Source organism: Ferrimonas balearica DSM 9799, from assembly GCF_000148645.1.
Taxonomy (GTDB): domain Bacteria; phylum Pseudomonadota; class Gammaproteobacteria; order Enterobacterales; family Shewanellaceae; genus Ferrimonas; species Ferrimonas balearica.
In genome coordinates this window covers 2860919-2879454 of the sequence record NC_014541.1, presented here as the reverse complement: position 1 = coordinate 2879454, position 18536 = coordinate 2860919, and the positions used below count along the sequence as shown (strand labels likewise).

The window sequence follows — 18536 nt, the reverse complement described above, 5'->3', positions numbered from 1 at the left end:
TGTGCGTTCAGGGAAGTGTGATCCGGCGCACGCTATTTATTCTTTCTGCGGCATTGTTTAAACAGGTCTTCTGATACCCGATAACAACAAATGAACCAGGGAGAAGTGACCATGGCCCATACAGCTCAGCCGGACTGGAATCCGCTCGGCACTGACGGATTCGAGTTTGTCGAATACACCGCACCGGACGAAGCGGGGATTGCCGCGCTCAAGCAACTGTTCAGCCTGCTCGGCTTTGCCGAGATTGCCAAGCATCGTTCTAAGGAAGCCTGGTTGTTCCGTCAGGGCGACATCAACTTCATCATCAATGCTCAGCCGCACTCTCAGGCCGCTGAGTTCGCCCGTCTGCACGGCCCCTCAGTTTGCGGCATGGCCTGGCGGGTTAAGGACGCCGCCGCGGCGCTGAAGAACGCGCTGGAGAATGGCGCCACCGAATTTGAAGGCAACATCGGCCCGATGGAGCTCTACATCCCGGCAGTGCACGGCATCGGTGACTCCACCCTGTATTTTGTGGACCGCTACGGCGACCGCAGCATCTACGATGTGGACTTCAATTTCTACGACGATGCCGACGCCCGTCTGAAAGCCGCCGACAAGGGCCTGTACGAGATTGACCACCTCACCCACAACGTGTTCCAGGGCAATATGGACAAGTGGGCCGGTTTCTACGAGCGCATCGGCAACTTCCGCGAGATCCGCTACTTCGACATTGAAGGTAAACTGACCGGTCTGGTCAGTCGCGCCATGACCGGCCCTTGCGGCAAAATCCGCATCCCCATCAACGAATCCTCTGATGACAAGAGTCAGATCGAGGAGTACCTGCGTGAGTACAACGGCGAAGGTATCCAGCACATCGCCCTGACCACCGATGACATCTACGGTTCTGTGCGTGCCCTACGTGAGGGTGGCATGGACTTTATGCCGACTCCGGGCACCTACTACGATAAGGTCGACAGCCGCGTACCGGGCCACGGGGAAGACCTGGCCGCCATGCGCGAGCTGGAGATCCTGGTGGATGGCGCGCCGATGAAAGATGGCATTCTGCTGCAGATCTTCACTCAGACCGTGATTGGTCCGGTGTTCTTTGAAATCATCCAGCGCAAAGGCAACGAAGGCTTCGGTGAGGGCAACTTTAAAGCCCTGTTCGAATCCATCGAAGAAGATCAAATTCGCCGCGGCGTGATTTGATCGCCCACAGGCTTGGGTAGTTAGAGAAATAAGCTGGCGGCGGCCCCCTGGGCCGCCGTCCCTTTTGCTGTCACGCTCTGAGGCAGAGCAGGGCGCTTTGGCGGGTCAGCTCAGGCCATTCACCGCTTCGGAAAAATGGTGCTAGCTTAGTGACAAGGCGGTCAATTTACCGCAGATAACAGGGAACGTGCATGCTCACACTTTATGGCTACTGGCGCTCCAGCGCTGCTTACCGGGTTCGCATCGCCTGCCACCACAAGGGGCTGGCCTTTGATAACCGTTCTGTTCACCTGGTTCGCGACGGTGGGGAGCAGCATCTGCCGGCCTACGGGGTGCTTAACCCGAATCATCTGGTGCCGACTCTGGTGGACGGCGACCTGATCCTCAACCAGTCATTGGCCATCATCGAGTACCTGGATGAGGCCTACCCCATGCCGGCGTTGTTGCCGGAGGGGCCGGTAGCCCGGGCCAAAGCACGGGCGCTGGCTCAGAACATCGCTTCGGACTGCCACCCGCTCAACAACCTTCGGGTGCTGAAGTATCTGGGCAGCGAACTGAAGGCCAGCGAAGCGCAGAAGACGGCCTGGTATCACCACTGGATCAAAACCGCGTTTGAGGGGCTGGAACTGCAGTTGGAGCAAACCTCCGGTGAGTTCTGTGTTGGCGATGAGGTCAGCATTGCCGATGTCTGCCTGGTGCCCCAGGTGTATAACGCAGAGCGGTTCAAAGTGGCGTTGGACGATTACCCTTTGATCCGCGCCATCACCGCCCGCTGTCGCGCACTGGAATCCTTCAGTCTGGCGGCCCCCGAGCAGCAGCCGGACGCGCTGTAAGCCACTTTTTGACCGAAACGGAGCCAAGCTTACTGGCTCCGTTCATTTTTTCCGCATCCAGACCCTTCCCTGCCTATACTTGCTTACTCGTCCCAGTCAGCACTGACATCGAAAACAAGTGACGCTATATCAATGAGATAGAGCCTGAATCGTGGCAAAGGAGAACGCGATCCCTTCGGTTTCATGTCGTTCTTTTGCAACCGCAAGCGATTATGTTGCTTGGTTTTTCAGGGTGGAAACCAGTAGCATCGCGAACCTTGTTTTTTCGATTGGTCAGACATTTGAACCAATCAATGTCCCAATAAGGTGTGTTTTATGGTGCTTTCCCTGAAAGAAACGGTCTTGGCGGCCATCCTGGTGCTGCTGATCGGACGGGGACTGACCCACCTCTTTGGCGTGCTTCGACGCTACAACATTCCGCAACCGGTGAGTGGTGGCTTGTTCGCTTCCCTGATGGCGTTGCTGGCCTATGAGCTCTGGGGCCTGGAGCTGCAGTTTGATATGTCACTGCGCGATGCCCTGTTGCTGGCGTTCTTTACCACCATTGGCCTGTCGGCGCGACTGGATGCGCTGACCCGAGGTGGTCGTCCTTTGATGGTGCTGATGCTGTTTTGCGTCGGCGGCGTGATTCTGCAGAATCTGGTGGGGCTGAGCATGGCCCACGTCACCGGGCTGGAACCGGCGGAAGGGTTGTTGCTGGGGTCAGTATCCCTGTTTGGCGGGCACGGCACCTCCGTGGCCTGGGCATCGGTGTTCGAGCAACGCTTCGGCATCGACAACGCATTGGAGATTGGCATCGGCAGCGCGACTCTTGGGCTGATCATGGGCGGCATCGTGGGCGGGCCTATGGCCCAACGCCTGATTGAACGCCATGGCCTGAAGTCCGCTGAGCCGGTATTGGACACGCACCCGACGAGCGAAAAGCCCCGTCGGCGGGTCAGCAGTCAGGAGATGTTTGTGGTGCTGATGTACGTCAGCGCGGGCATGATTCTGGGCGGTCTGTTGTCGGACTGGGCTGAAACGCAAGGGGTGAACATCCCCGAGTTTCTGGCCTGCATGCTGGTGGGCATGTTGATGACCAACACGCTGCCGCGACTGCTGCCCCGGCTGGAGTCGCCGTCAGAAGGGCAGGCGCTGCCGCTGCTGTCAGAAGTCAGCCTCGGCCTGTTTCTGTCGATGTCGCTGATGGGGATGCAGCTGTGGACCCTGATCGATCTGGCGCTGCCGATGATACTGGCGGTGGCGGCGCAGGTGATGGCGATGACGCTGATGGTCCGCTTTGCCCTGTTCCCTATGCTGGGGCGCAGCTACGACAGTGCGGTGTTGTGTGCCGGGTATATGGGGATGGGTCTGGGCGCGCTGCCCAATGCGATGGCCAACATGAACGCCCTGGTGGGGCGCTACGGTGCCGCGCCCCTGGCGTTTATGATTTTGCCGCTGGCCAACGCCTTCTTTGTTGACCTGGCTAATGCGCTGGTACTGCAGCTGACCGTCAACAGCCTGCAGCCATAATCCTCAGCGGCCGTTCTGCTCCAGCAGGAAGTCGAGGAAGGTGCGGTCAGCCTGAGTCAGGGCCCGGCCGCTCTTCCAGCCAACGTGCAGGTCCATGTACAGCGGGTCCTTAAACGGAATGGCACGGATATCCGGGTCCTGGTCCACCACCATCTTCAGCACGGTAGTGATGGCGAAGCCCTGTCGGACGATGCTGCGGATAAGCTCAATCAGGTTGGTCTCAAACGCAATGTCCGGGGTCACATCGAGATTCTTGGCCAGGTTGTTGATCAACTCACGGTGGTAGTAGCCGTGTTTGAACATCACCAGCTCGTGCTGGAAGAAGGTTTCGATGTCGATCTTCTCTTCGCTGGCCAGCGGGTGGTCCAGTCCCACCGCCACAATCATCTCCTGGCGGGTCAGGGGCACCGTCTCCAGGCCCTGATCCGCGGTCGGCTCGATGATGATGCCGATGTCCACCTCGTCCCGCTCCAGCATGCCCTGGATCTCCCGGGTGCCGGCCTCACACAGAGACAGCTTCAGCTCCGGGTAACGATGGTGGAAAGCCATCAGCAGGGCAGGGAAGTAATAGGAGCCAATCATCCCCGGCAGGGCGATGCGCACTTCACCCCGGTCCAGATCGCGCAGGCGGTTCATTGCTGCGGTGGCGTGCTCCACCCGATCCAGAATCGCTTTGGCGTGGGGCAGTAACTCTTTCCCCTCGGCGGTCAACTGCACCCGTTTGTCCTGGCGGTGCAGCAGCACCAGGCCCAGGTCGGTCTCCAGCTTCTTAATGGCGGTACTGACGGCGGGCTGAGCCACTCCCAGTACGCGAGCAGCACGGGTAAAACTGGCGTGTTCTGCCACCATAACAAAGTTGCGAAGCTGACGAAGATCCATAATCGGGCGAGGTTTCCGGAGTTTTTGTGGGCGTATTTTTAATATGCCAGCATTAAAAACAAATACAAAGACTTATAAACCGCCGGCGGCGGGTTTCTCTGCCGGTGCCTGACTGACCGGTCTGGGCCAGGTGGTTCGGCGGAAGTGGAGGTGGCCAAATTGGGCCATGGCAACCGCCCCAAACAGCCCGGATAGGGTCAGTACCAAACGGGTATCCAGCAGTGCCAACGCCGAGCCCAGCAGCGCCATAATCACGTTGCCAAGGAAGAAGGTGGTGGCCATCAACCCCATCAATGCCCCCTGTCCATAATCGCCCCCCCGTTCCGCCAGAAAGCTGGGCAACATGGCGTTATAGAGAGCAATGCCCGCGCCCATCAGGATGAAAGAGAGAACGTAATGGCCTGCGCTCAGCGGGAGCAACAGCAGCGGCAGACTGAACAGTGCCATCCCGACCATGCCCGCCCTTGCCAGCCCCAGCCGCTGTTTGGCCCTCACATTGACGAGCGTCGCCACCGCGATCATGGTGCTGGTCAGCAGTACGGTCGCTCCGGCAATGTCGAGACTGTCAAACTGCCGCACCTCCAGCAGCCACACTGGGTAGAACTCGTAGAAGCCGTTGACCGACAACATCAGCAGCAGATAAAGGGTAAAGAAGGCGCGGATCCTAGGGTCGCGCAGCAGCGCCAGGCTGTGGCGCTCTGCACGTTGGCCGCACGACGCCGGACGGTCTTTGGGCAGCGCAACGGCAATCACTCCCACCGCGATGGCACAGGCGATGCCCGCGACGGTAAAGGCGACCGGCGCCCCCAGTGGCAGCAACACGCCGCCCAGTAAGGGGCCGATCAGGTAGCCGCCATAGGTGGTGGCACTCAGCCAGCTGAACGCTTTGGTGCGATCAATCTTAGGATGGAGGTCCGACGCGATGGCACGGGCCACGCTCAGATTCCCTTCAAACAGTCCGGTCACCAGTCGACTGAGGGCAAACAGCAGGAAGTTGCCCTGCGCGATGGCCTGAGCCGATAGAAAGTACCCCAGTGCCGAACCCACCATGGTCCACAACAGGATGGTGCGGCGACCGAAGCGATCGGACCAGGCGCCAATCAGGTTACTGCCGATCAGGATGCCCAATGGGTAGATAGCGAGTATCGCGCCGAGCAGGAGCTTCGGCGGCAGATTGGCAAATTGACTGACAGGGTGTGCCAGGTCCAGAAACAGTGGGGCCAGGATGGGGTAGGGAAGGGCAACACCGCTGACGCTGATCAGGGTGACCAGCGCGGTGGCGGCCAGAATGCGGTAAGGGGACATGGCAAAACCATTAAATAAAGCAATTGGTTTATTTATATCCCAGTGCCGCAGTCAGGTAAAGGTCATTTATTGCCCAGCCGGTGAAGAACGTCATCACTGGGGATCAGGTCCAGGTGTCCCTGTTCGTCGAAGTACCAGCCCTGGATGTAGCCTAAGCGCTGCATCTTCTTGAATTCAGCCACGACCGTTTCTGCTTCCTGCCAGGCCCTGGCCTGATCGTAGCCGTGAACCTGCTTGAGATAAGCCGCAATGCTTTCGATGGGGGCGGATTGAGAAATATTGTCAGACATGGCTCATTCCTCATGCTCACTTTTGCCAAGGGTAGAACACCGTGGGCAGGGTGGTGCGCTGATGAGCGCGATTGTGGCAAGAAAGCGCGATCCAGGTGATTGGTGAGTGGCCGCTTGACTGCTAAACTAGCGGGCTTACTGGCCGACCGGCCGTCGATGTTTGTTGAGAATCGAGAAGGACATGACCGTTAAAACCCGATTTGCGCCCAGTCCCACTGGCTTTCTTCATGTGGGCGGTGCCCGCACCGCGCTGTACTCCTGGCTCTACGCCCGCAACCAGGGTGGTCAGTTTGTTTTGCGCATCGAAGATACCGATCTGGAGCGTTCCACTCAGGAAGCCATTGATGCCATCCTCGAGGGCATGGAATGGCTGGGGCTCAATTGGGAAGAGGGCCCGTACTACCAGACCAAGCGTTTTGACCGCTACAACCAGCTGATCGACCAGTTGCTGGAAGAGGGCAAAGCGTACAAGTGCTACTGCTCCAAAGAGCGCGTAGACGCGCTGCGTGAGCAGCAGATGGCCAATGGTGAAAAAGCCCGTTACGACGGCCACTGCCGTGACGGTAACCACGACCACGCCGAAGACGCGCCTTATGTTGTGCGCTTCAAAAACCCCACCGAGGGTAAAGTGGTGTTTGATGACCACGTACGTGGCCGCATCGAGATCGACAATAAAGAACTCGATGATCTGATCATCCGTCGTACCGATGGTGCGCCGACTTACAACTTCTGCGTAGTGGTTGATGATTGGGATATGGGCATCACTCAGGTGGTGCGTGGTGAAGACCACATCAACAACACCCCGCGTCAGATCAACATCTACCACGCTCTGGGCGCGCCGGTTCCGGAGTTTGCCCACGTGTCCATGATCCTGGGTGACGACGGTGCCAAGCTGTCCAAACGCCACGGTGCGGTAAGCGTGATGCAGTACCGTGATGACGGTTACCTGCAGGAAGCTCTGCTGAACTACCTGGTGCGTCTGGGTTGGTCTCACGGCGATCAGGAGATCTTCTCCCTGGATGAGATGGTGCAGCTGTTCAGCCTCAAAGCGATCAACAAGTCCGCTTCTGCCTTTAACACCGACAAACTGTTGTGGCTGAACCAGCACTACATGAAGTCCCTGCCGGCAGAGCGTGTGGCAGAAGAGCTGAAGTGGCACTTCGAAGATCAGGGCATTGATATGACCAATGGTCCTGCCCTGACTGACCTGATCCCGGTCATGGCTGAGCGTTGTCAGACCCTGAAAGAGCTCGCTGCCAGCAGCCGCTACTTCTATGAAGACTTCGCCGAGTTTGATGCGGGCGCCGCCAAGAAGCATCTGCGCCCTGTTGCACAGGAAGCGCTGGCCCTGGCTCAAGCCAAGCTGGCGGCTCTGACTGAGTGGAATGCTGAGGCGATTCACCGCTGCATCCAGGAAACCGCTGACGAGCTGGAACTGGGCATGGGTAAAGTGGGTATGCCGCTGCGTGTTGCCGTCACTGGTGCAGGCCAATCTCCGAGCCTGGATCAGACGATTTTGCTGATTGGACAAGCACGTTCCGTCGATAGAATCGGCAAGGCGGTGGAATTTGTAGCAAGCAGAGCGAATTCCTGAAAAACGTGTTGACTCTCTTAGGGGGGCTACCTAAAATGCGCCTCGCACTGAAGGGGACGCCCCCTGAAGCGCCAAGAGAGTTGGGGCTATAGCTCAGCTGGGAGAGCGCTTGCATGGCATGCAAGAGGTCCGCGGTTCGATCCCGCGTAGCTCCACCAACTTTCTAAGGGGCCGCCAACGCGGCCCTTGTTGTCCGGGTCCCCTTCGTCTAGAGGCCTAGGACACCGCCCTTTCACGGCGGTAACAGGGGTTCGAATCCCCTAGGGGACGCCACTATTTGCCTTCGGGCAAGCACCATGGTCAATGACGGTGGTGTCGCATCGACAAGATGCTGCTCATATCACCAGAGCTTAAACGGTGAGTCCGGGGTCCCCTTCGTCTAGAGGCCTAGGACACCGCCCTTTCACGGCGGTAACAGGGGTTCGAATCCCCTAGGGGACGCCACTTATTCGGTATGTTGATACGCCTTTATATCAGCACACCAACCTGGATTTGGGCGATTAGCTCAGTTGGGAGAGCACCTGCCTTACAAGCAGGGGGTCACTGGTTCAAGCCCGGTATCGCCCACCAAATCCTGGGGCTATAGCTCAGCTGGGAGAGCGCTTGCATGGCATGCAAGAGGTCCGCGGTTCGATCCCGCGTAGCTCCACCAATTTTGGTTGTTTCGGCAACCGATTGGACCTAACAAAAGGCGGTTCGAGCGAGTGTCGCACCACCCGTTAGCTCCACCAATTCTCTTATCACCAGAGACTAAACGGTGAGTCCGGGGTCCCCTTCGTCTAGAGGCCTAGGACACCGCCCTTTCACGGCGGTAACAGGGGTTCGAATCCCCTAGGGGACGCCACTTTATTCTCAGATGGTTTGCTTAGGCGAGCTGTCGACACGAATAAGGGCGATTAGCTCAGTTGGGAGAGCACCTGCCTTACAAGCAGGGGGTCACTGGTTCAAGCCCGGTATCGCCCACCACTTTTCTCTTATCACCAGAGACTAAACGGTGAGTCCGGGGTCCCCTTCGTCTAGAGGCCTAGGACACCGCCCTTTCACGGCGGTAACAGGGGTTCGAATCCCCTAGGGGACGCCACTTATTCGGTATGTTGATACGCCTTTATATCAGCACACCAACCTGGATTTGGGCGATTAGCTCAGTTGGGAGAGCACCTGCCTTACAAGCAGGGGGTCACTGGTTCAAGCCCGGTATCGCCCACCAAATCCTGGGGCTATAGCTCAGCTGGGAGAGCGCTTGCATGGCATGCAAGAGGTCCGCGGTTCGATCCCGCGTAGCTCCACCAATTTTGGTTGTTTCGGCAATCACTCTTATCACCAGAGACTAAACGGTGAGTCCGGGGTCCCCTTCGTCTAGAGGCCTAGGACACCGCCCTTTCACGGCGGTAACAGGGGTTCGAATCCCCTAGGGGACGCCACTTTATTCTCAGATGGTTTGCTTAGGCGAGCTGTCGACACGAATAAGGGCGATTAGCTCAGTTGGGAGAGCACCTGCCTTACAAGCAGGGGGTCACTGGTTCAAGCCCGGTATCGCCCACCACTTTTCTCTTATCACCAGAGACTAAACGGTGAGTCCGGGGTCCCCTTCGTCTAGAGGCCTAGGACACCGCCCTTTCACGGCGGTAACAGGGGTTCGAATCCCCTAGGGGACGCCACTATTTATGGTTTGTTGATACGCCTTTATATCAGCACACCAACCTGGATTTGGGCGATTAGCTCAGTTGGGAGAGCACCTGCCTTACAAGCAGGGGGTCACTGGTTCAAGCCCGGTATCGCCCACCAAATCCTGGGGCTATAGCTCAGCTGGGAGAGCGCTTGCATGGCATGCAAGAGGTCCGCGGTTCGATCCCGCGTAGCTCCACCAATTTTGGTTGTTTCGGCAATCACTCTTATCACCGGAGACTAAACGGTGAGTCCGGGGTCCCCTTCGTCTAGAGGCCTAGGACACCGCCCTTTCACGGCGGTAACAGGGGTTCGAATCCCCTAGGGGACGCCACGCATTCTTGCCTTAGGGCAGACGCTTCGGTCGAGTTGCAGTGTTTGTACACCGCGGAATTAGCACGACGGTAGCGGGGCGCATCCGAACAGGACGCCACTTATTCGGTATGTTGATACGCCTTTATATCAGCACGCCAACCTGGATTTGGGCGATTAGCTCAGTTGGGAGAGCACCTGCCTTACAAGCAGGGGGTCACTGGTTCAAGCCCGGTATCGCCCACCAAATCCTGGGGCTATAGCTCAGCTGGGAGAGCGCTTGCATGGCATGCAAGAGGTCCGCGGTTCGATCCCGCGTAGCTCCACCAATTTTGGTTGTTTCGGCAACCGATTGGACCTAACAAAAGGCGGTTCGAGCAAGTGTCGCACCACCCGTTAGCTCCACCAATTTTGGTTGTTTCGGCAATCACTCTTATCACCGGAGACTAAACGGTGAGTCCGGGGTCCCCTTCGTCTAGAGGCCTAGGACACCGCCCTTTCACGGCGGTAACAGGGGTTCGAATCCCCTAGGGGACGCCACTTATTCGGTATGTTGATACGCCTTTATATCAGCACGCCAACCTGGATTTGGGCGATTAGCTCAGTTGGGAGAGCACCTGCCTTACAAGCAGGGGGTCACTGGTTCAAGCCCGGTATCGCCCACCAAATCCTGGGGCTATAGCTCAGCTGGGAGAGCGCTTGCATGGCATGCAAGAGGTCCGCGGTTCGATCCCGCGTAGCTCCACCAATTTTGGTTGTTTCGGCAACCGATTGGACCTAACAAAAGGCGGTTCGAGCGAGTGTCGCACCACCCGTTAGCTCCACCAATTTTGGTTGTTTCGGCAATCACTCTTATCACCAGAGACTAAACGGTGAGTCCGGGGTCCCCTTCGTCTAGAGGCCTAGGACACCGCCCTTTCACGGCGGTAACAGGGGTTCGAATCCCCTAGGGGACGCCAATTATTCTGAAAAAAGCCATCCGTAAGGGTGGCTTTTTTTATGGCGCATCCCAACCGATGCGGTTAAGGAGCCATCCGTAAGGGTGGCTTTTTTTATGGCGCATCCCAACCGATGCGGTTAAGGAGCCATCCGTCAGGGTGGCTTTTTTTGTGGCGCACTTCAGCCGTTACGCTTCAGGGAGCCTTGCCAAAGGGGCACCTTGGGCAGCGTGTACAACGGCTGAGATTCACCAGGTGATGCGGTGGTAACGCCTCAGAGACGAAAAGAGAAGCCACCCGGTCGGGTGGCTTCTCTTTTTACAATTGATGTCGGCTCGATGACGGGTACCAACCGACAGGGGTATCGATTTACTCGGCAATCGCCTGTTCAAACCAGGGCAGCAGGAAGGCGGCGATCCGACCTTGTGCTTCCCGGTTGGGGTGGATGCCATCGGCCTGCATCAGGTTGGGGTCGGTGGCGATCTCAGTCATAAAGAAGGGCACCAGTTCCACCTCGTGTTCCTTCGCCAGTCCATGATAGATCTGCTGGAAACGCTCCGCGTATCGGCGGCCGTAGTTGGGTGGCACCATAACTTCGGAAAGCAACACCTGGGCGCCTGACGCTTTGCTGAGGGTAATCAGCTGCTCGATATTGTTCTCGGTGATGGTGGGCTGAAAGCCACGCAAGCCGTCATTCCCCCCCAACTCCACAAACACCCAATCCGGCTGATGCTGTTGTAGCAGACCCGGCAGTCGTCTCAACCCGCCACCACTGGTTTCACCACTGACGGAGGCGTTGATGATCTGGGCATCGGGCAGATTTTGTTGCAATTTTTTTACCCAACCTTCCGCTTCACTCATTCCGTAGCTTGCACTGAGGCTGTCTCCCAGTATTAGAATGGAAGGCTGATCGGCCCACGCTCCGGGCTGGTATAAACACAACATCAAAATCAGCAAGGATCGCCGCACCATGTCCACTCCTTTATCCACTGTCTCACCTGACCAGGCCATTGTTGTTCGTCAATTGCGTCGGGACGTTGATACGCTCGACGGCTCGTTATCGATCCTTAAAGGGGTCGATCTCGAAGTCAAGCACGGTGAGTCTCTGGCGGTCATTGGCCCCTCTGGTGCGGGCAAATCGACACTGCTGGCGTTACTGGCCGGGTTAGACCGCGCCACGGACGGAGAGATCTGGCTGGCCGGCTCCCCCCTGCACCAGCTTGATGAGGAGCAACGTGCGGCACTGCGGGGACAGAAGGTCGGGTTTATCTTCCAGTCCTTTATGCTGGTGGACAGTCTGACCGCCCTTGAAAATGTGATGTTGCCGCTGGAGCTGGCTGGCCATGACGGAGCCCGGGCGACCGCTGAGGCGCTGTTGCAGCGCGTGGGGCTGACCGAACGTCTGGAACACTTCCCCAATCAACTGTCAGGCGGTGAGCAGCAGCGTGTGGCGATTGCCCGGGCGTTCGCCACGCGACCGGCCATCCTGTTCGCGGATGAGCCTACGGGGAACCTCGACCACACCAACAGCGATACCGTTGAAAACCTGTTGTTCGAGTTGAACCGAGAACAGGGCACCACGCTGGTGTTGGTGACCCATGACCTCAACCTCGCTAAGCGTTGTCAGCGCCAGGTCACCATGAACGCTGGCCAGCTGGAGGCGGTATGACGAGTCTTCCCTTGGCCTGGCGCCTGTTTCGCCGCGAGTTGGCGCGCGGCCAGCTCCGCTTGATTGCGGCAGCGCTGATTCTGGCGGTGACCGCCGTCAGCGGTCTGGGACTGGTGTCCGACCGGCTCAAACGCGCCATCGACCACCAGGCTGCCACGTTCCTGGCGGCTGACCGCATTTTGAACTCCCCGCAGGAGGTCGACCCGGCCTGGCTTGAGCAGGCCCGCAACCTGGGGGTGGCCGTGGCGACCACGCTGGAGTTCCAGTCGATGCTGTTTGCCGGAGACGAGTTGCAGCTGGTCACCATCAAAGCGGTGTCAGACGGATACCCGCTGCGGGGTGACATCGAGATGATGACACCGAGGACCGGTGCTCTGCCCAGTGCGGGCAGCCTCTGGCTTGACCGGCGATTGGCCAGTTGGCTCCAGAGTGCCGAAGAGGGCGAGGTGGGAGAGGGGATTTTCCGCCTTGAAGGGGTGATTAACCGATTGCCCGATGCGGGCTTCAATGTTTTCGCCTCGGCACCGGTGGTGCTGATGCGACTGGATGATGTGGCACAGACCGGTGTGATTCAGCCCGGTAGCCGCCTGCAGTGGCGATATCAGTTCGCTGGCCGGGAATCCGCCATCGCCGAGCTGGAGCGGTTTCTTGAGCCCCGTCTGACCACATCACAACGGTTGGTGGATGTGCGTTCTCAGGAGTCGCCTCTGGCGCGCGCCATCGGTCGCGCAGAGCAGTTTCTGCTGCTGTCTGCATTGCTGGGCATTGCCCTGGCCTGTGCCGCCATTGGGGTCGCCGCCCGCCGATACTGCCAACGCCACTATGACGTGGTAGCAATGTTTAAAACCCTGGGCGCCAGCCATGGCCAGGTTCGTACCATCTTTGTGTCTCACCTCGCCCTGGTGACCCTGCTCAGTATTGTGGCGGGTTTGGGCTTGGGTTGGTTGGCGGCGCAGGGGATGATTCAGCTGCTGCCAGCGGAATTTGGCAGTACGGCGATGGACGCTTTCCCGTGGCGACCGTTGGCACTCGGTGCGGGGACCGGTGTGATAGCGGGCTTTGGCTTTACCCTCTATCCCCTGTTGCGCCTGCTGTCGGTGCCGCCGATGCGGGTGCTGCGTCAGGACATCGGGCCGGCTCGCTGGGGGGCGGGGCTCAATGGCTTGCTGGCCCTGACGGCCCTGTCTTTGCTGGCGTGGCTTTACAGCGGCAGTTGGAAGATGACTCTGGTGCTGATCATCGGTGCACTGGTCCTGGGTGGATTGCTCGCGTTGGTGGGGCTGTTGCTGCTGCGCAGTGGCCGCCAACTGGGGATGGCCACGGCCAGCCCGCTGAAGCTGGCGTTGGCCGGATTGCGGCGTCGGGCTTCTGACAACGCGTTGCAGCTGGTGGGGTTCTCTGTCGCACTGATGCTGCTGTTAACCATTCTCGCCTTGCGCCAGGACCTGCTCAGTGATTGGCAGGCGCAGCTGCCACAGAACACTCCGGACCACTTCCTGGTGAACATCGCCCCAGAGGATACCGCGGCGCTGGAAACCTTTCTGGCGGAGCGCCAGGTACGGGCAACCGATCTGTACCCGGTGATCCGCGGTCGACTCTCCGCCATCAACGGAGAAACCGTCCAGCGGCGGGTCACTAAGGAGGATGAGGAGGAGCCGCAGGGGCCGCGTGGCATCGGTCGGGAACTGAATCTGACCTATCGCACTGAGCTGCCGCCCAACAACCCTGTGGTGGCCGGGCAGTGGTATGGTGCCGACAGCCGTGATGAGGTGTCGGTGGAAGCGCGGGTGGCTGAGCGTCTCGGCATTGGTCTGGGGGACAGCCTGAGCTTCACCATCGATGGGCGTGAGTTCAGTGTCACGGTCACCAGCCTGCGCCAGGTGAACTGGGAAACCATGCAGCCGAACTTCTTTATGATTTTCCCGCCCGCGGTGCTGGAGCCCTTTGTCGCCACCTACATCGCCAGTTTCTACCACCCGGAGGGTCAACCGGAACTGGTGGGTGAGTTGATTCGACAGTTCCCGACGGTATCGGTGATCGATGTCGGTGCCTTGATTGAACAGCTTCGCGGGGTGATCGATCAGGTCTCGCTGGCCCTCAGTCTGGTGTTACTGGTGGTGGTGGTGGCCTCGGCGCTGGTGTTGCTGGCCCAGACCGAAGCGGGTATGGCTTCCCGCCGCCAGGAACTGGCGATTATGCGCACCCTCGGTGCGCCGGGGCGGCTGTTGCGCAGTGCGGTTAATTGGGAGTTTATGATTCTTGGCGCCCTGGCCGGACTGATGGCGGTAATGGTGGCCGAACTGACCCTCTACCTGCTGAAAACCCAGGTGTTCAACCTGGTGGTACAGGCCCACTGGTTATGGTGGGCCCTGACGCCGGTGCTTGGGGCGATTCTGATTGGCCTGATGGGCCGGTTTGCCTGTCGCCGGCTGTTGGCGCAGAACTGCGCCGCGTTGCTCAGGCGCGACTGAACATGGCGGCGAGGGCGCCCTCCAGCTTGGGGTACTCAAACTGGAATCCGGCGGCCTCGGCGGCATTGGGCAGCACCGCCTGACCGGTCAGCAGCAGGTTGCTCATCTCACCCAGTGCCAGGCGCAATACCGGAGCGGGTGCAGGCAGAAATGCCGGCCTGCCCAGCGCCTGCCCCAGCGCCTGGCTGAACGCTTTGTTGTTGACGGGGTGAGGGGCGGTGCCGTTAAACACCCCGCGGCAATGGTCGTGCTCCAATAGGTAGCACAGCATCGATACCAGGTCCTGAAGGTGGATCCAGGACATCATCTGCTGGCCATCCCCCAGGGGCCCGCCAAGACCAAGCCGGAACGCTGGCAACATCTTCTTCAGGGCACCGCCGTCCGGATGCATCACCAGGCCGATACGCACCACGCATTGGCGGGTTTGGTCTGCAACGCGTCGGGCGATGGCCTCCCAGCGCTCACACACCTGTTCGGCAAACCCCATCGCGGCGATGGGGGTCTGCTCGTCTACCGGGGTGGCATCGCGGGGCCCATAAATGCCAATGGCGGAGGCGTTGATCCAGACCGAAGGCGGGTTGGAACCGGCCTGGTGCAGGCGCACCAGAGACTCGGTCAACTGCCAGCGGCTGTCGCAGATCTCGCGCTTGCGCTGGGTGGTCCAACGGCCATCCGCAATGGGTTCGCCGGCCAGGTTGATGACGCCATCGAAAGCATCGAGGTTGGTCAACGTCGCCAGTGAGCGCAGCGGCACGATGCCGCCCCCGAGAATGGCCAGAGCGCGCTCCGGGTTTCGGGTCAGCACCGTGATGTCGTGACTGGGCGCCAGTCGGGCAATCAGGGCCCGACCGATAAAGCCGGTGCCGCCGGTGATCAACAGCTTCACGGTGACCTCACTTAGCTGCGTTCGTAGCTCAATTGCAAAGACACGGAGTCGGCAAAGCGTAGAGCATGCGGTTTGTCGATCTCCACCCGGGCGTAATCCACCCAATGGTGCTCGCTGGCGATGGCCAGCACATCACTGGTGAGCTTTTCCAGCAGAGAAAAGCGGTTCATCTCCACCAGTTTAATGATCTTCTTGGTGATGGTGCGGTAGTTCAGTGCGTCGTCCATATCGTCGCTGTTTCGGGCCCGGTCGGCGCAGTAATGGATCTCAGCATTGATGATCACATCCTGCTTGTTTTGCACCTCATCGTCGTTGATGCCGATGTAGGTGCGCAGGCGCAAGTTTTTAATTCGAATAACCGCTTGGTTTTGCTTCATAATGACTCCATTCCTCCGTGGAAGAGCATTTTTGGATAATAGGACCACAGTAATGTCACCCGCTTCATTGAATCAAGGCTCCGTCGCTTTGCGCACCGCCGTCTTTCTGGCCGCCACCATGGTGGTGCTGGCCGGAATTAAATCGGCCAGTGCCATTGTCGTGCCGTTCCTGCTGGCGCTGTTTATCGCCATCATCTGCAGTCCGCTGGTGCGCGGTCTGATGCGACTCAAACTGCCACGCTCGGTGGCCATCTTTGCGGTGATGGCCTTTGTGATTCTGGCGGGCACCTGGATTGCCACTCTGGTGGGCAGCTCCATCAACGACTTCACCCGCCAACTGCCTGAGTATAGAGCGCAGTTGACTGAGGCTTTCGGTGTTGTGCTGGAAAAAGCCAATCAGTTCAACATCTCTACGGATCAACTCAAGGAACAGTTTGATCCCGGTCGTCTGATGAGTGTGGCCACCAACATCGTCTCCAGCCTTGGCGGTCTGATGACCAACATGCTGCTGATTGTGCTGACGGTGGTGTTTATGCTGTTCGAAAGCGCCGGCCTCAATCGCAAACTGCACTACGCTCTGGACGACCCGCAGATGCGCCTGAAGCAGATTGACCGTTTCCTCGAGTCAGTGAACCGCTACCTGGCGATCAAAACCGTGGTCAGCCTGGGCACCGGCATCATCTGTGGCCTCGGCCTGTACCTGATCGGTGTGGATTACTTCCTGCTGTGGGGGTTGGTGGCGTTCCTGTTTAACTACATCCCCAATATCGGTTCCATCATTGCCGCCATTCCGCCGGTAGCGCTGGCGCTGATCCAGCTCGGTGTGGGCCCCGCTGCCGGGGTTGCTGGTCTCTACGTGGCCGTAAACATGGTGATGGGCAACCTGGTGGAGCCCCGGATGATGGGCCGCAGCCTGGGACTGTCGACGCTGGTGGTGTTCCTCAGCTTGATCTTCTGGGGCTGGTTGCTCGGCTCTGTGGGCATGTTGCTGTCGGTGCCGCTGACCATGATCGTCAAGATTGCGCTGGAATCGTCACAAGGGGGACGTTGGGCCGCGGTGCTGCTGGAGGGTGACCCGCAAGTGGTGAGCCAGCCCATGGTGGCCCAGGCCGATGGTGAAGCGCGAGAGTCCGATTCATGAATCTGCTGCAACACTTGCCGGGGGCCTGTCCGGACCCGGTAGCCCAGCGCCTGTTTCACGGCCGCGGCCACTGTTTTCCAGGGCTGGAAACCCTGACTCTGGACTACCTGCCACCGGCGCTGCTGCTGACCCAGTTTGGCCCCTTAAGCGATGAGCAGGTTACCGCCCTGCGCCAGCAGGTGGCGCAATGGTGGCAATCGGTCAGCGAGGCGCCGCTGACGCTGGTGTGGCAAGACCGCTCAGTCAGCCCGGCAAACACGGAGCTGCTCAGTGGCTCGTTGCCGCTAAGCCACTGGATTACCGAGGCCGGGCTCGACTTCGAGGTTACCCTGATGAAGGGACAGAACCACGGCCTATTCCTCGATATGGCCGCAGGACGGCAATGGGTACGGGAGCACAGCGCAGACAAGCGGGTGCTCAACCTGTTTGCCTACACCTGTGGGTTTTCGGTGGCCGCCAAGGCCGGTGGTGCGGCGTCGGTGGTGAATCTCGATATGAGCGCGCCATCCCTGTCCCAGGGCAAGCGCAACCACGCCCGCAATGGCCTGGGGGAGGGGGTGCGTTATCTCGCCCATGATCTGTTTAAAACCTTCGGCAAGCTGAAAAAACTGGGGCCCTATGATCTGGTCATTGTGGACCCGCCCAGCTTCCAGCAGGGCAGCTTTATCGCCACCAAAGACTACCCGCGCTTGTTGCGTCGCTTGGCTGATCTGGTCGCGCCGGGGGGAGAAGCGTTGCTGTGCCTCAATGCGCCGGAGCTCAGCCTGGCCTACCTGCAACAGCAGGTGGCAGAGTGTGCCCCGGAGCTCACCTTTGTGGAGCGGCTGGCCAACCCCGCCAGCTTCCCGGAGCAGAATCCGGATAAGGGGCTGAAGGTGTTGCGCTACCAACGCCTCAGCGAGTAAACCGCTCCGGGCGCTGGCTCAGGCCATGCTGCTCTATAACCTGCGCCAATGCGGTTCGGTCGCGGCGGCGCAGTTTTCCCACCTCACTAAGAATGCTGTCCTGCACATCCAGTGGGATCTGCATATTGTCCATAAACATCCGGGCCCCCAACGGGTCGGACTCCAGTAACTGCTCCAGTTGTGCTGCCTCGAACTCGACGATGGTATTCATGGCCAGCTCCATATCAGGGCGTTCATCTGAATCTACGTCATTCATTCTGCCGCGTTTAGAACGATGGGGCGCAACCGGCGTTTTTTGGTAACCCGTGGGCATAACCCGCTGCCGCTTTGTTGTTCACTTTCGTAATTTTGAGGTCAAAGTCCGTATCGGGCAGGAAAGAATCAGCCACTTGGAAAGAATTGTTCGTAAAAATACAATAAATCAATGAAAACAAGCACTTAATGGCTTTTGCTGTGGCCGGGTGGTACACTTTGCGTGTCTGCAACGGGCAGAGATCCCCACCAACAGCGAGGCAAGTGGATGGAAGTGCAAGATTATCAGGACGCTTACTATCAACTTCAGGATGAAGTC

At 58.9% G+C, this 18536-nt stretch carries 15 protein-coding genes and 22 tRNA genes; 30 read left to right on the top strand and 7 right to left on the bottom strand.

Annotation, left to right across the window (positions count from 1 at the left end; genetic code table 11):
- Window positions 1-111: 111 nt before the first annotated feature.
- From hppD to gltS, 3 genes are all read left to right on the top strand, one after another.
- Complete coding sequence (gene hppD, locus FBAL_RS13245) at window positions 112-1188, top strand: 4-hydroxyphenylpyruvate dioxygenase (protein WP_013346085.1); 1077 nt, start codon at window positions 112-114, stop codon at window positions 1186-1188.
- A 191-nt stretch (window positions 1189-1379) separates the two neighbouring features.
- A complete protein-coding gene (gene maiA / locus FBAL_RS13240; protein ID WP_013346084.1) occupies window positions 1380-2021 on the top strand; it encodes a maleylacetoacetate isomerase in 642 nt (213 codons plus the stop codon).
- Window positions 2022-2336: 315 nt separating this feature from the next.
- Window positions 2337-3533: a sodium/glutamate symporter gene (gene gltS / locus FBAL_RS13235; protein ID WP_013346083.1), complete on the top strand. Its 1197-nt coding sequence runs from the start codon at window positions 2337-2339 to the stop codon at window positions 3531-3533.
- Window positions 3534-3536: 3 nt separating this feature from the next.
- On the opposite strand, the gene FBAL_RS13230 is transcribed toward gltS, so the two are convergent.
- The 3 genes from FBAL_RS13230 to FBAL_RS13220 all read right to left on the bottom strand — a co-directional run bounded on the left by FBAL_RS13230 (window position 3537) and on the right by FBAL_RS13220 (window position 6007).
- Complete coding sequence (locus tag FBAL_RS13230; protein WP_013346082.1) at window positions 3537-4412, bottom strand: LysR family transcriptional regulator; 876 nt, start codon at window positions 4410-4412, stop codon at window positions 3537-3539.
- 72 nt (window positions 4413-4484) lie between these two features.
- Window positions 4485-5717, bottom strand: coding sequence for an MFS transporter (locus FBAL_RS13225; protein WP_013346081.1), 1233 nt, complete (start codon window positions 5715-5717; stop codon window positions 4485-4487).
- 62 nt (window positions 5718-5779) lie between these two features.
- Window positions 5780-6007 (bottom strand): hypothetical protein, encoded by a 228-nt coding sequence (locus FBAL_RS13220; RefSeq protein WP_013346080.1) that lies wholly within the window; start codon window positions 6005-6007, stop codon window positions 5780-5782.
- 181 nt (window positions 6008-6188) lie between these two features.
- On the opposite strand from FBAL_RS13220, the gene gltX reads away from it, so the two are divergent.
- From gltX to FBAL_RS13105, 23 genes are all read left to right on the top strand, one after another.
- Complete coding sequence (gene gltX / locus FBAL_RS13215; RefSeq protein WP_013346079.1) at window positions 6189-7601, top strand: glutamate--tRNA ligase; 1413 nt, start codon at window positions 6189-6191, stop codon at window positions 7599-7601.
- Window positions 7602-7683: 82 nt separating this feature from the next.
- Window positions 7684-7759: transfer RNA gene (locus tag FBAL_RS13210), tRNA-Ala, on the top strand.
- A 39-nt stretch (window positions 7760-7798) separates the two neighbouring features.
- Window positions 7799-7874 (top strand) — tRNA-Glu (locus tag FBAL_RS13205).
- Between the two features lie 95 nt (window positions 7875-7969).
- Window positions 7970-8045: transfer RNA gene (locus FBAL_RS13200), tRNA-Glu, on the top strand.
- 50 nt (window positions 8046-8095) lie between these two features.
- Window positions 8096-8171 (top strand) — tRNA-Val (locus tag FBAL_RS13195).
- A 6-nt stretch (window positions 8172-8177) separates the two neighbouring features.
- Window positions 8178-8253: transfer RNA gene (locus FBAL_RS13190), tRNA-Ala, on the top strand.
- 116 nt (window positions 8254-8369) lie between these two features.
- Window positions 8370-8445 (top strand) — tRNA-Glu (locus FBAL_RS13185).
- 46 nt (window positions 8446-8491) lie between these two features.
- Window positions 8492-8567: transfer RNA gene (locus tag FBAL_RS13180), tRNA-Val, on the top strand.
- Window positions 8568-8606: 39 nt separating this feature from the next.
- Window positions 8607-8682: transfer RNA gene (locus tag FBAL_RS13175), tRNA-Glu, on the top strand.
- A gap of 50 nt (window positions 8683-8732) precedes the next feature.
- Window positions 8733-8808, top strand: a tRNA-Val gene (locus tag FBAL_RS13170).
- A 6-nt stretch (window positions 8809-8814) separates the two neighbouring features.
- A tRNA-Ala gene (locus FBAL_RS13165) sits at window positions 8815-8890 on the top strand.
- Between the two features lie 56 nt (window positions 8891-8946).
- A tRNA-Glu gene (locus tag FBAL_RS13160) sits at window positions 8947-9022 on the top strand.
- Between the two features lie 46 nt (window positions 9023-9068).
- Window positions 9069-9144, top strand: a tRNA-Val gene (locus FBAL_RS13155).
- A gap of 39 nt (window positions 9145-9183) precedes the next feature.
- Window positions 9184-9259, top strand: a tRNA-Glu gene (locus FBAL_RS13150).
- Window positions 9260-9310: 51 nt separating this feature from the next.
- Window positions 9311-9386 (top strand) — tRNA-Val (locus tag FBAL_RS13145).
- Between the two features lie 6 nt (window positions 9387-9392).
- Window positions 9393-9468, top strand: a tRNA-Ala gene (locus FBAL_RS13140).
- 56 nt (window positions 9469-9524) lie between these two features.
- A tRNA-Glu gene (locus tag FBAL_RS13135) sits at window positions 9525-9600 on the top strand.
- Between the two features lie 149 nt (window positions 9601-9749).
- Window positions 9750-9825 (top strand) — tRNA-Val (locus FBAL_RS13130).
- A 6-nt stretch (window positions 9826-9831) separates the two neighbouring features.
- A tRNA-Ala gene (locus FBAL_RS13125) sits at window positions 9832-9907 on the top strand.
- Between the two features lie 135 nt (window positions 9908-10042).
- A tRNA-Glu gene (locus FBAL_RS13120) sits at window positions 10043-10118 on the top strand.
- Between the two features lie 50 nt (window positions 10119-10168).
- Window positions 10169-10244, top strand: a tRNA-Val gene (locus FBAL_RS13115).
- Window positions 10245-10250: 6 nt separating this feature from the next.
- A tRNA-Ala gene (locus tag FBAL_RS13110) sits at window positions 10251-10326 on the top strand.
- A 135-nt stretch (window positions 10327-10461) separates the two neighbouring features.
- Window positions 10462-10537: transfer RNA gene (locus FBAL_RS13105), tRNA-Glu, on the top strand.
- A 348-nt stretch (window positions 10538-10885) separates the two neighbouring features.
- Here FBAL_RS13105 and FBAL_RS13100 read toward each other — a convergent pair.
- Window positions 10886-11461 (bottom strand): arylesterase, encoded by a 576-nt coding sequence (locus FBAL_RS13100; RefSeq protein ID WP_049779659.1) that lies wholly within the window; start codon window positions 11459-11461, stop codon window positions 10886-10888.
- 25 nt (window positions 11462-11486) lie between these two features.
- On the opposite strand from FBAL_RS13100, the gene FBAL_RS13095 reads away from it, so the two are divergent.
- Both FBAL_RS13095 and FBAL_RS13090 read left to right on the top strand, forming a co-directional pair.
- Window positions 11487-12185 carry an ABC transporter ATP-binding protein gene (locus FBAL_RS13095; protein ID WP_013346077.1) on the top strand — a complete coding sequence of 233 codons (699 nt, stop codon included), beginning with the start codon at window positions 11487-11489 and terminating at the stop codon, window positions 12183-12185.
- Window positions 12182-14656 (top strand): ABC transporter permease, encoded by a 2475-nt coding sequence (locus FBAL_RS13090; protein ID WP_013346076.1) that lies wholly within the window; start codon window positions 12182-12184, stop codon window positions 14654-14656. The genes FBAL_RS13095 and FBAL_RS13090 overlap by 4 nt, the downstream gene beginning before the upstream one ends.
- On the opposite strand, the gene FBAL_RS13085 is transcribed toward FBAL_RS13090, so the two are convergent.
- Window positions 14643-15542 (bottom strand): TIGR01777 family oxidoreductase, encoded by a 900-nt coding sequence (locus FBAL_RS13085; protein ID WP_013346075.1) that lies wholly within the window; start codon window positions 15540-15542, stop codon window positions 14643-14645. The genes FBAL_RS13090 and FBAL_RS13085 overlap by 14 nt on opposite strands.
- Window positions 15543-15553: 11 nt before the next feature.
- Window positions 15554-15919, bottom strand: coding sequence for a dihydroneopterin triphosphate 2'-epimerase (folX, locus tag FBAL_RS13080; protein WP_013346074.1), 366 nt, complete (start codon window positions 15917-15919; stop codon window positions 15554-15556).
- A 52-nt stretch (window positions 15920-15971) separates the two neighbouring features.
- On the opposite strand from folX, the gene FBAL_RS13075 reads away from it, so the two are divergent.
- Both FBAL_RS13075 and FBAL_RS13070 read left to right on the top strand, forming a co-directional pair.
- A complete protein-coding gene (locus FBAL_RS13075; protein WP_013346073.1) occupies window positions 15972-17060 on the top strand; it encodes an AI-2E family transporter in 1089 nt (362 codons plus the stop codon).
- Window positions 17057-17965 carry a class I SAM-dependent methyltransferase gene (locus FBAL_RS13070; RefSeq protein WP_013346072.1) on the top strand — a complete coding sequence of 303 codons (909 nt, stop codon included), beginning with the start codon at window positions 17057-17059 and terminating at the stop codon, window positions 17963-17965. The genes FBAL_RS13075 and FBAL_RS13070 overlap by 4 nt, the downstream gene beginning before the upstream one ends.
- Here the strand turns inward: FBAL_RS13070 and FBAL_RS13065 are convergent.
- A complete protein-coding gene (locus FBAL_RS13065) occupies window positions 17955-18176 on the bottom strand; it encodes a hypothetical protein (protein ID WP_013346071.1) in 222 nt (73 codons plus the stop codon). The two genes, FBAL_RS13070 and FBAL_RS13065, sit on opposite strands and share 11 nt — an antisense overlap.
- Window positions 18177-18536: the final 360 nt, after the last annotated feature.

Coding starts and splice junctions, on each gene's coding strand:
- hppD (WP_013346085.1), top strand. CDS start 112: ATGGCCCATACAGCTCAGCCGGACTGGAATCCGCTCGGCACTGACGGA.
- maiA (WP_013346084.1), top strand. CDS start 1,380: ATGCTCACACTTTATGGCTACTGGCGCTCCAGCGCTGCTTACCGGGTT.
- gltS (WP_013346083.1), top strand. CDS start 2,337: ATGGTGCTTTCCCTGAAAGAAACGGTCTTGGCGGCCATCCTGGTGCTG.
- FBAL_RS13230 (WP_013346082.1), bottom strand. CDS start 4,412: ATGGATCTTCGTCAGCTTCGCAACTTTGTTATGGTGGCAGAACACGCC.
- FBAL_RS13225 (WP_013346081.1), bottom strand. CDS start 5,717: ATGTCCCCTTACCGCATTCTGGCCGCCACCGCGCTGGTCACCCTGATC.
- FBAL_RS13220 (WP_013346080.1), bottom strand. CDS start 6,007: ATGTCTGACAATATTTCTCAATCCGCCCCCATCGAAAGCATTGCGGCT.
- gltX (WP_013346079.1), top strand. CDS start 6,189: ATGACCGTTAAAACCCGATTTGCGCCCAGTCCCACTGGCTTTCTTCAT.
- FBAL_RS13100 (WP_049779659.1), bottom strand. CDS start 11,461: ATGTTGTGTTTATACCAGCCCGGAGCGTGGGCCGATCAGCCTTCCATT.
- FBAL_RS13095 (WP_013346077.1), top strand. CDS start 11,487: ATGTCCACTCCTTTATCCACTGTCTCACCTGACCAGGCCATTGTTGTT.
- FBAL_RS13090 (WP_013346076.1), top strand. CDS start 12,182: ATGACGAGTCTTCCCTTGGCCTGGCGCCTGTTTCGCCGCGAGTTGGCG.
- folX (WP_013346074.1), bottom strand. CDS start 15,919: ATGAAGCAAAACCAAGCGGTTATTCGAATTAAAAACTTGCGCCTGCGC.
- FBAL_RS13075 (WP_013346073.1), top strand. CDS start 15,972: ATGTCACCCGCTTCATTGAATCAAGGCTCCGTCGCTTTGCGCACCGCC.
- FBAL_RS13070 (WP_013346072.1), top strand. CDS start 17,057: ATGAATCTGCTGCAACACTTGCCGGGGGCCTGTCCGGACCCGGTAGCC.
- FBAL_RS13065 (WP_013346071.1), bottom strand. CDS start 18,176: ATGAATACCATCGTCGAGTTCGAGGCAGCACAACTGGAGCAGTTACTG.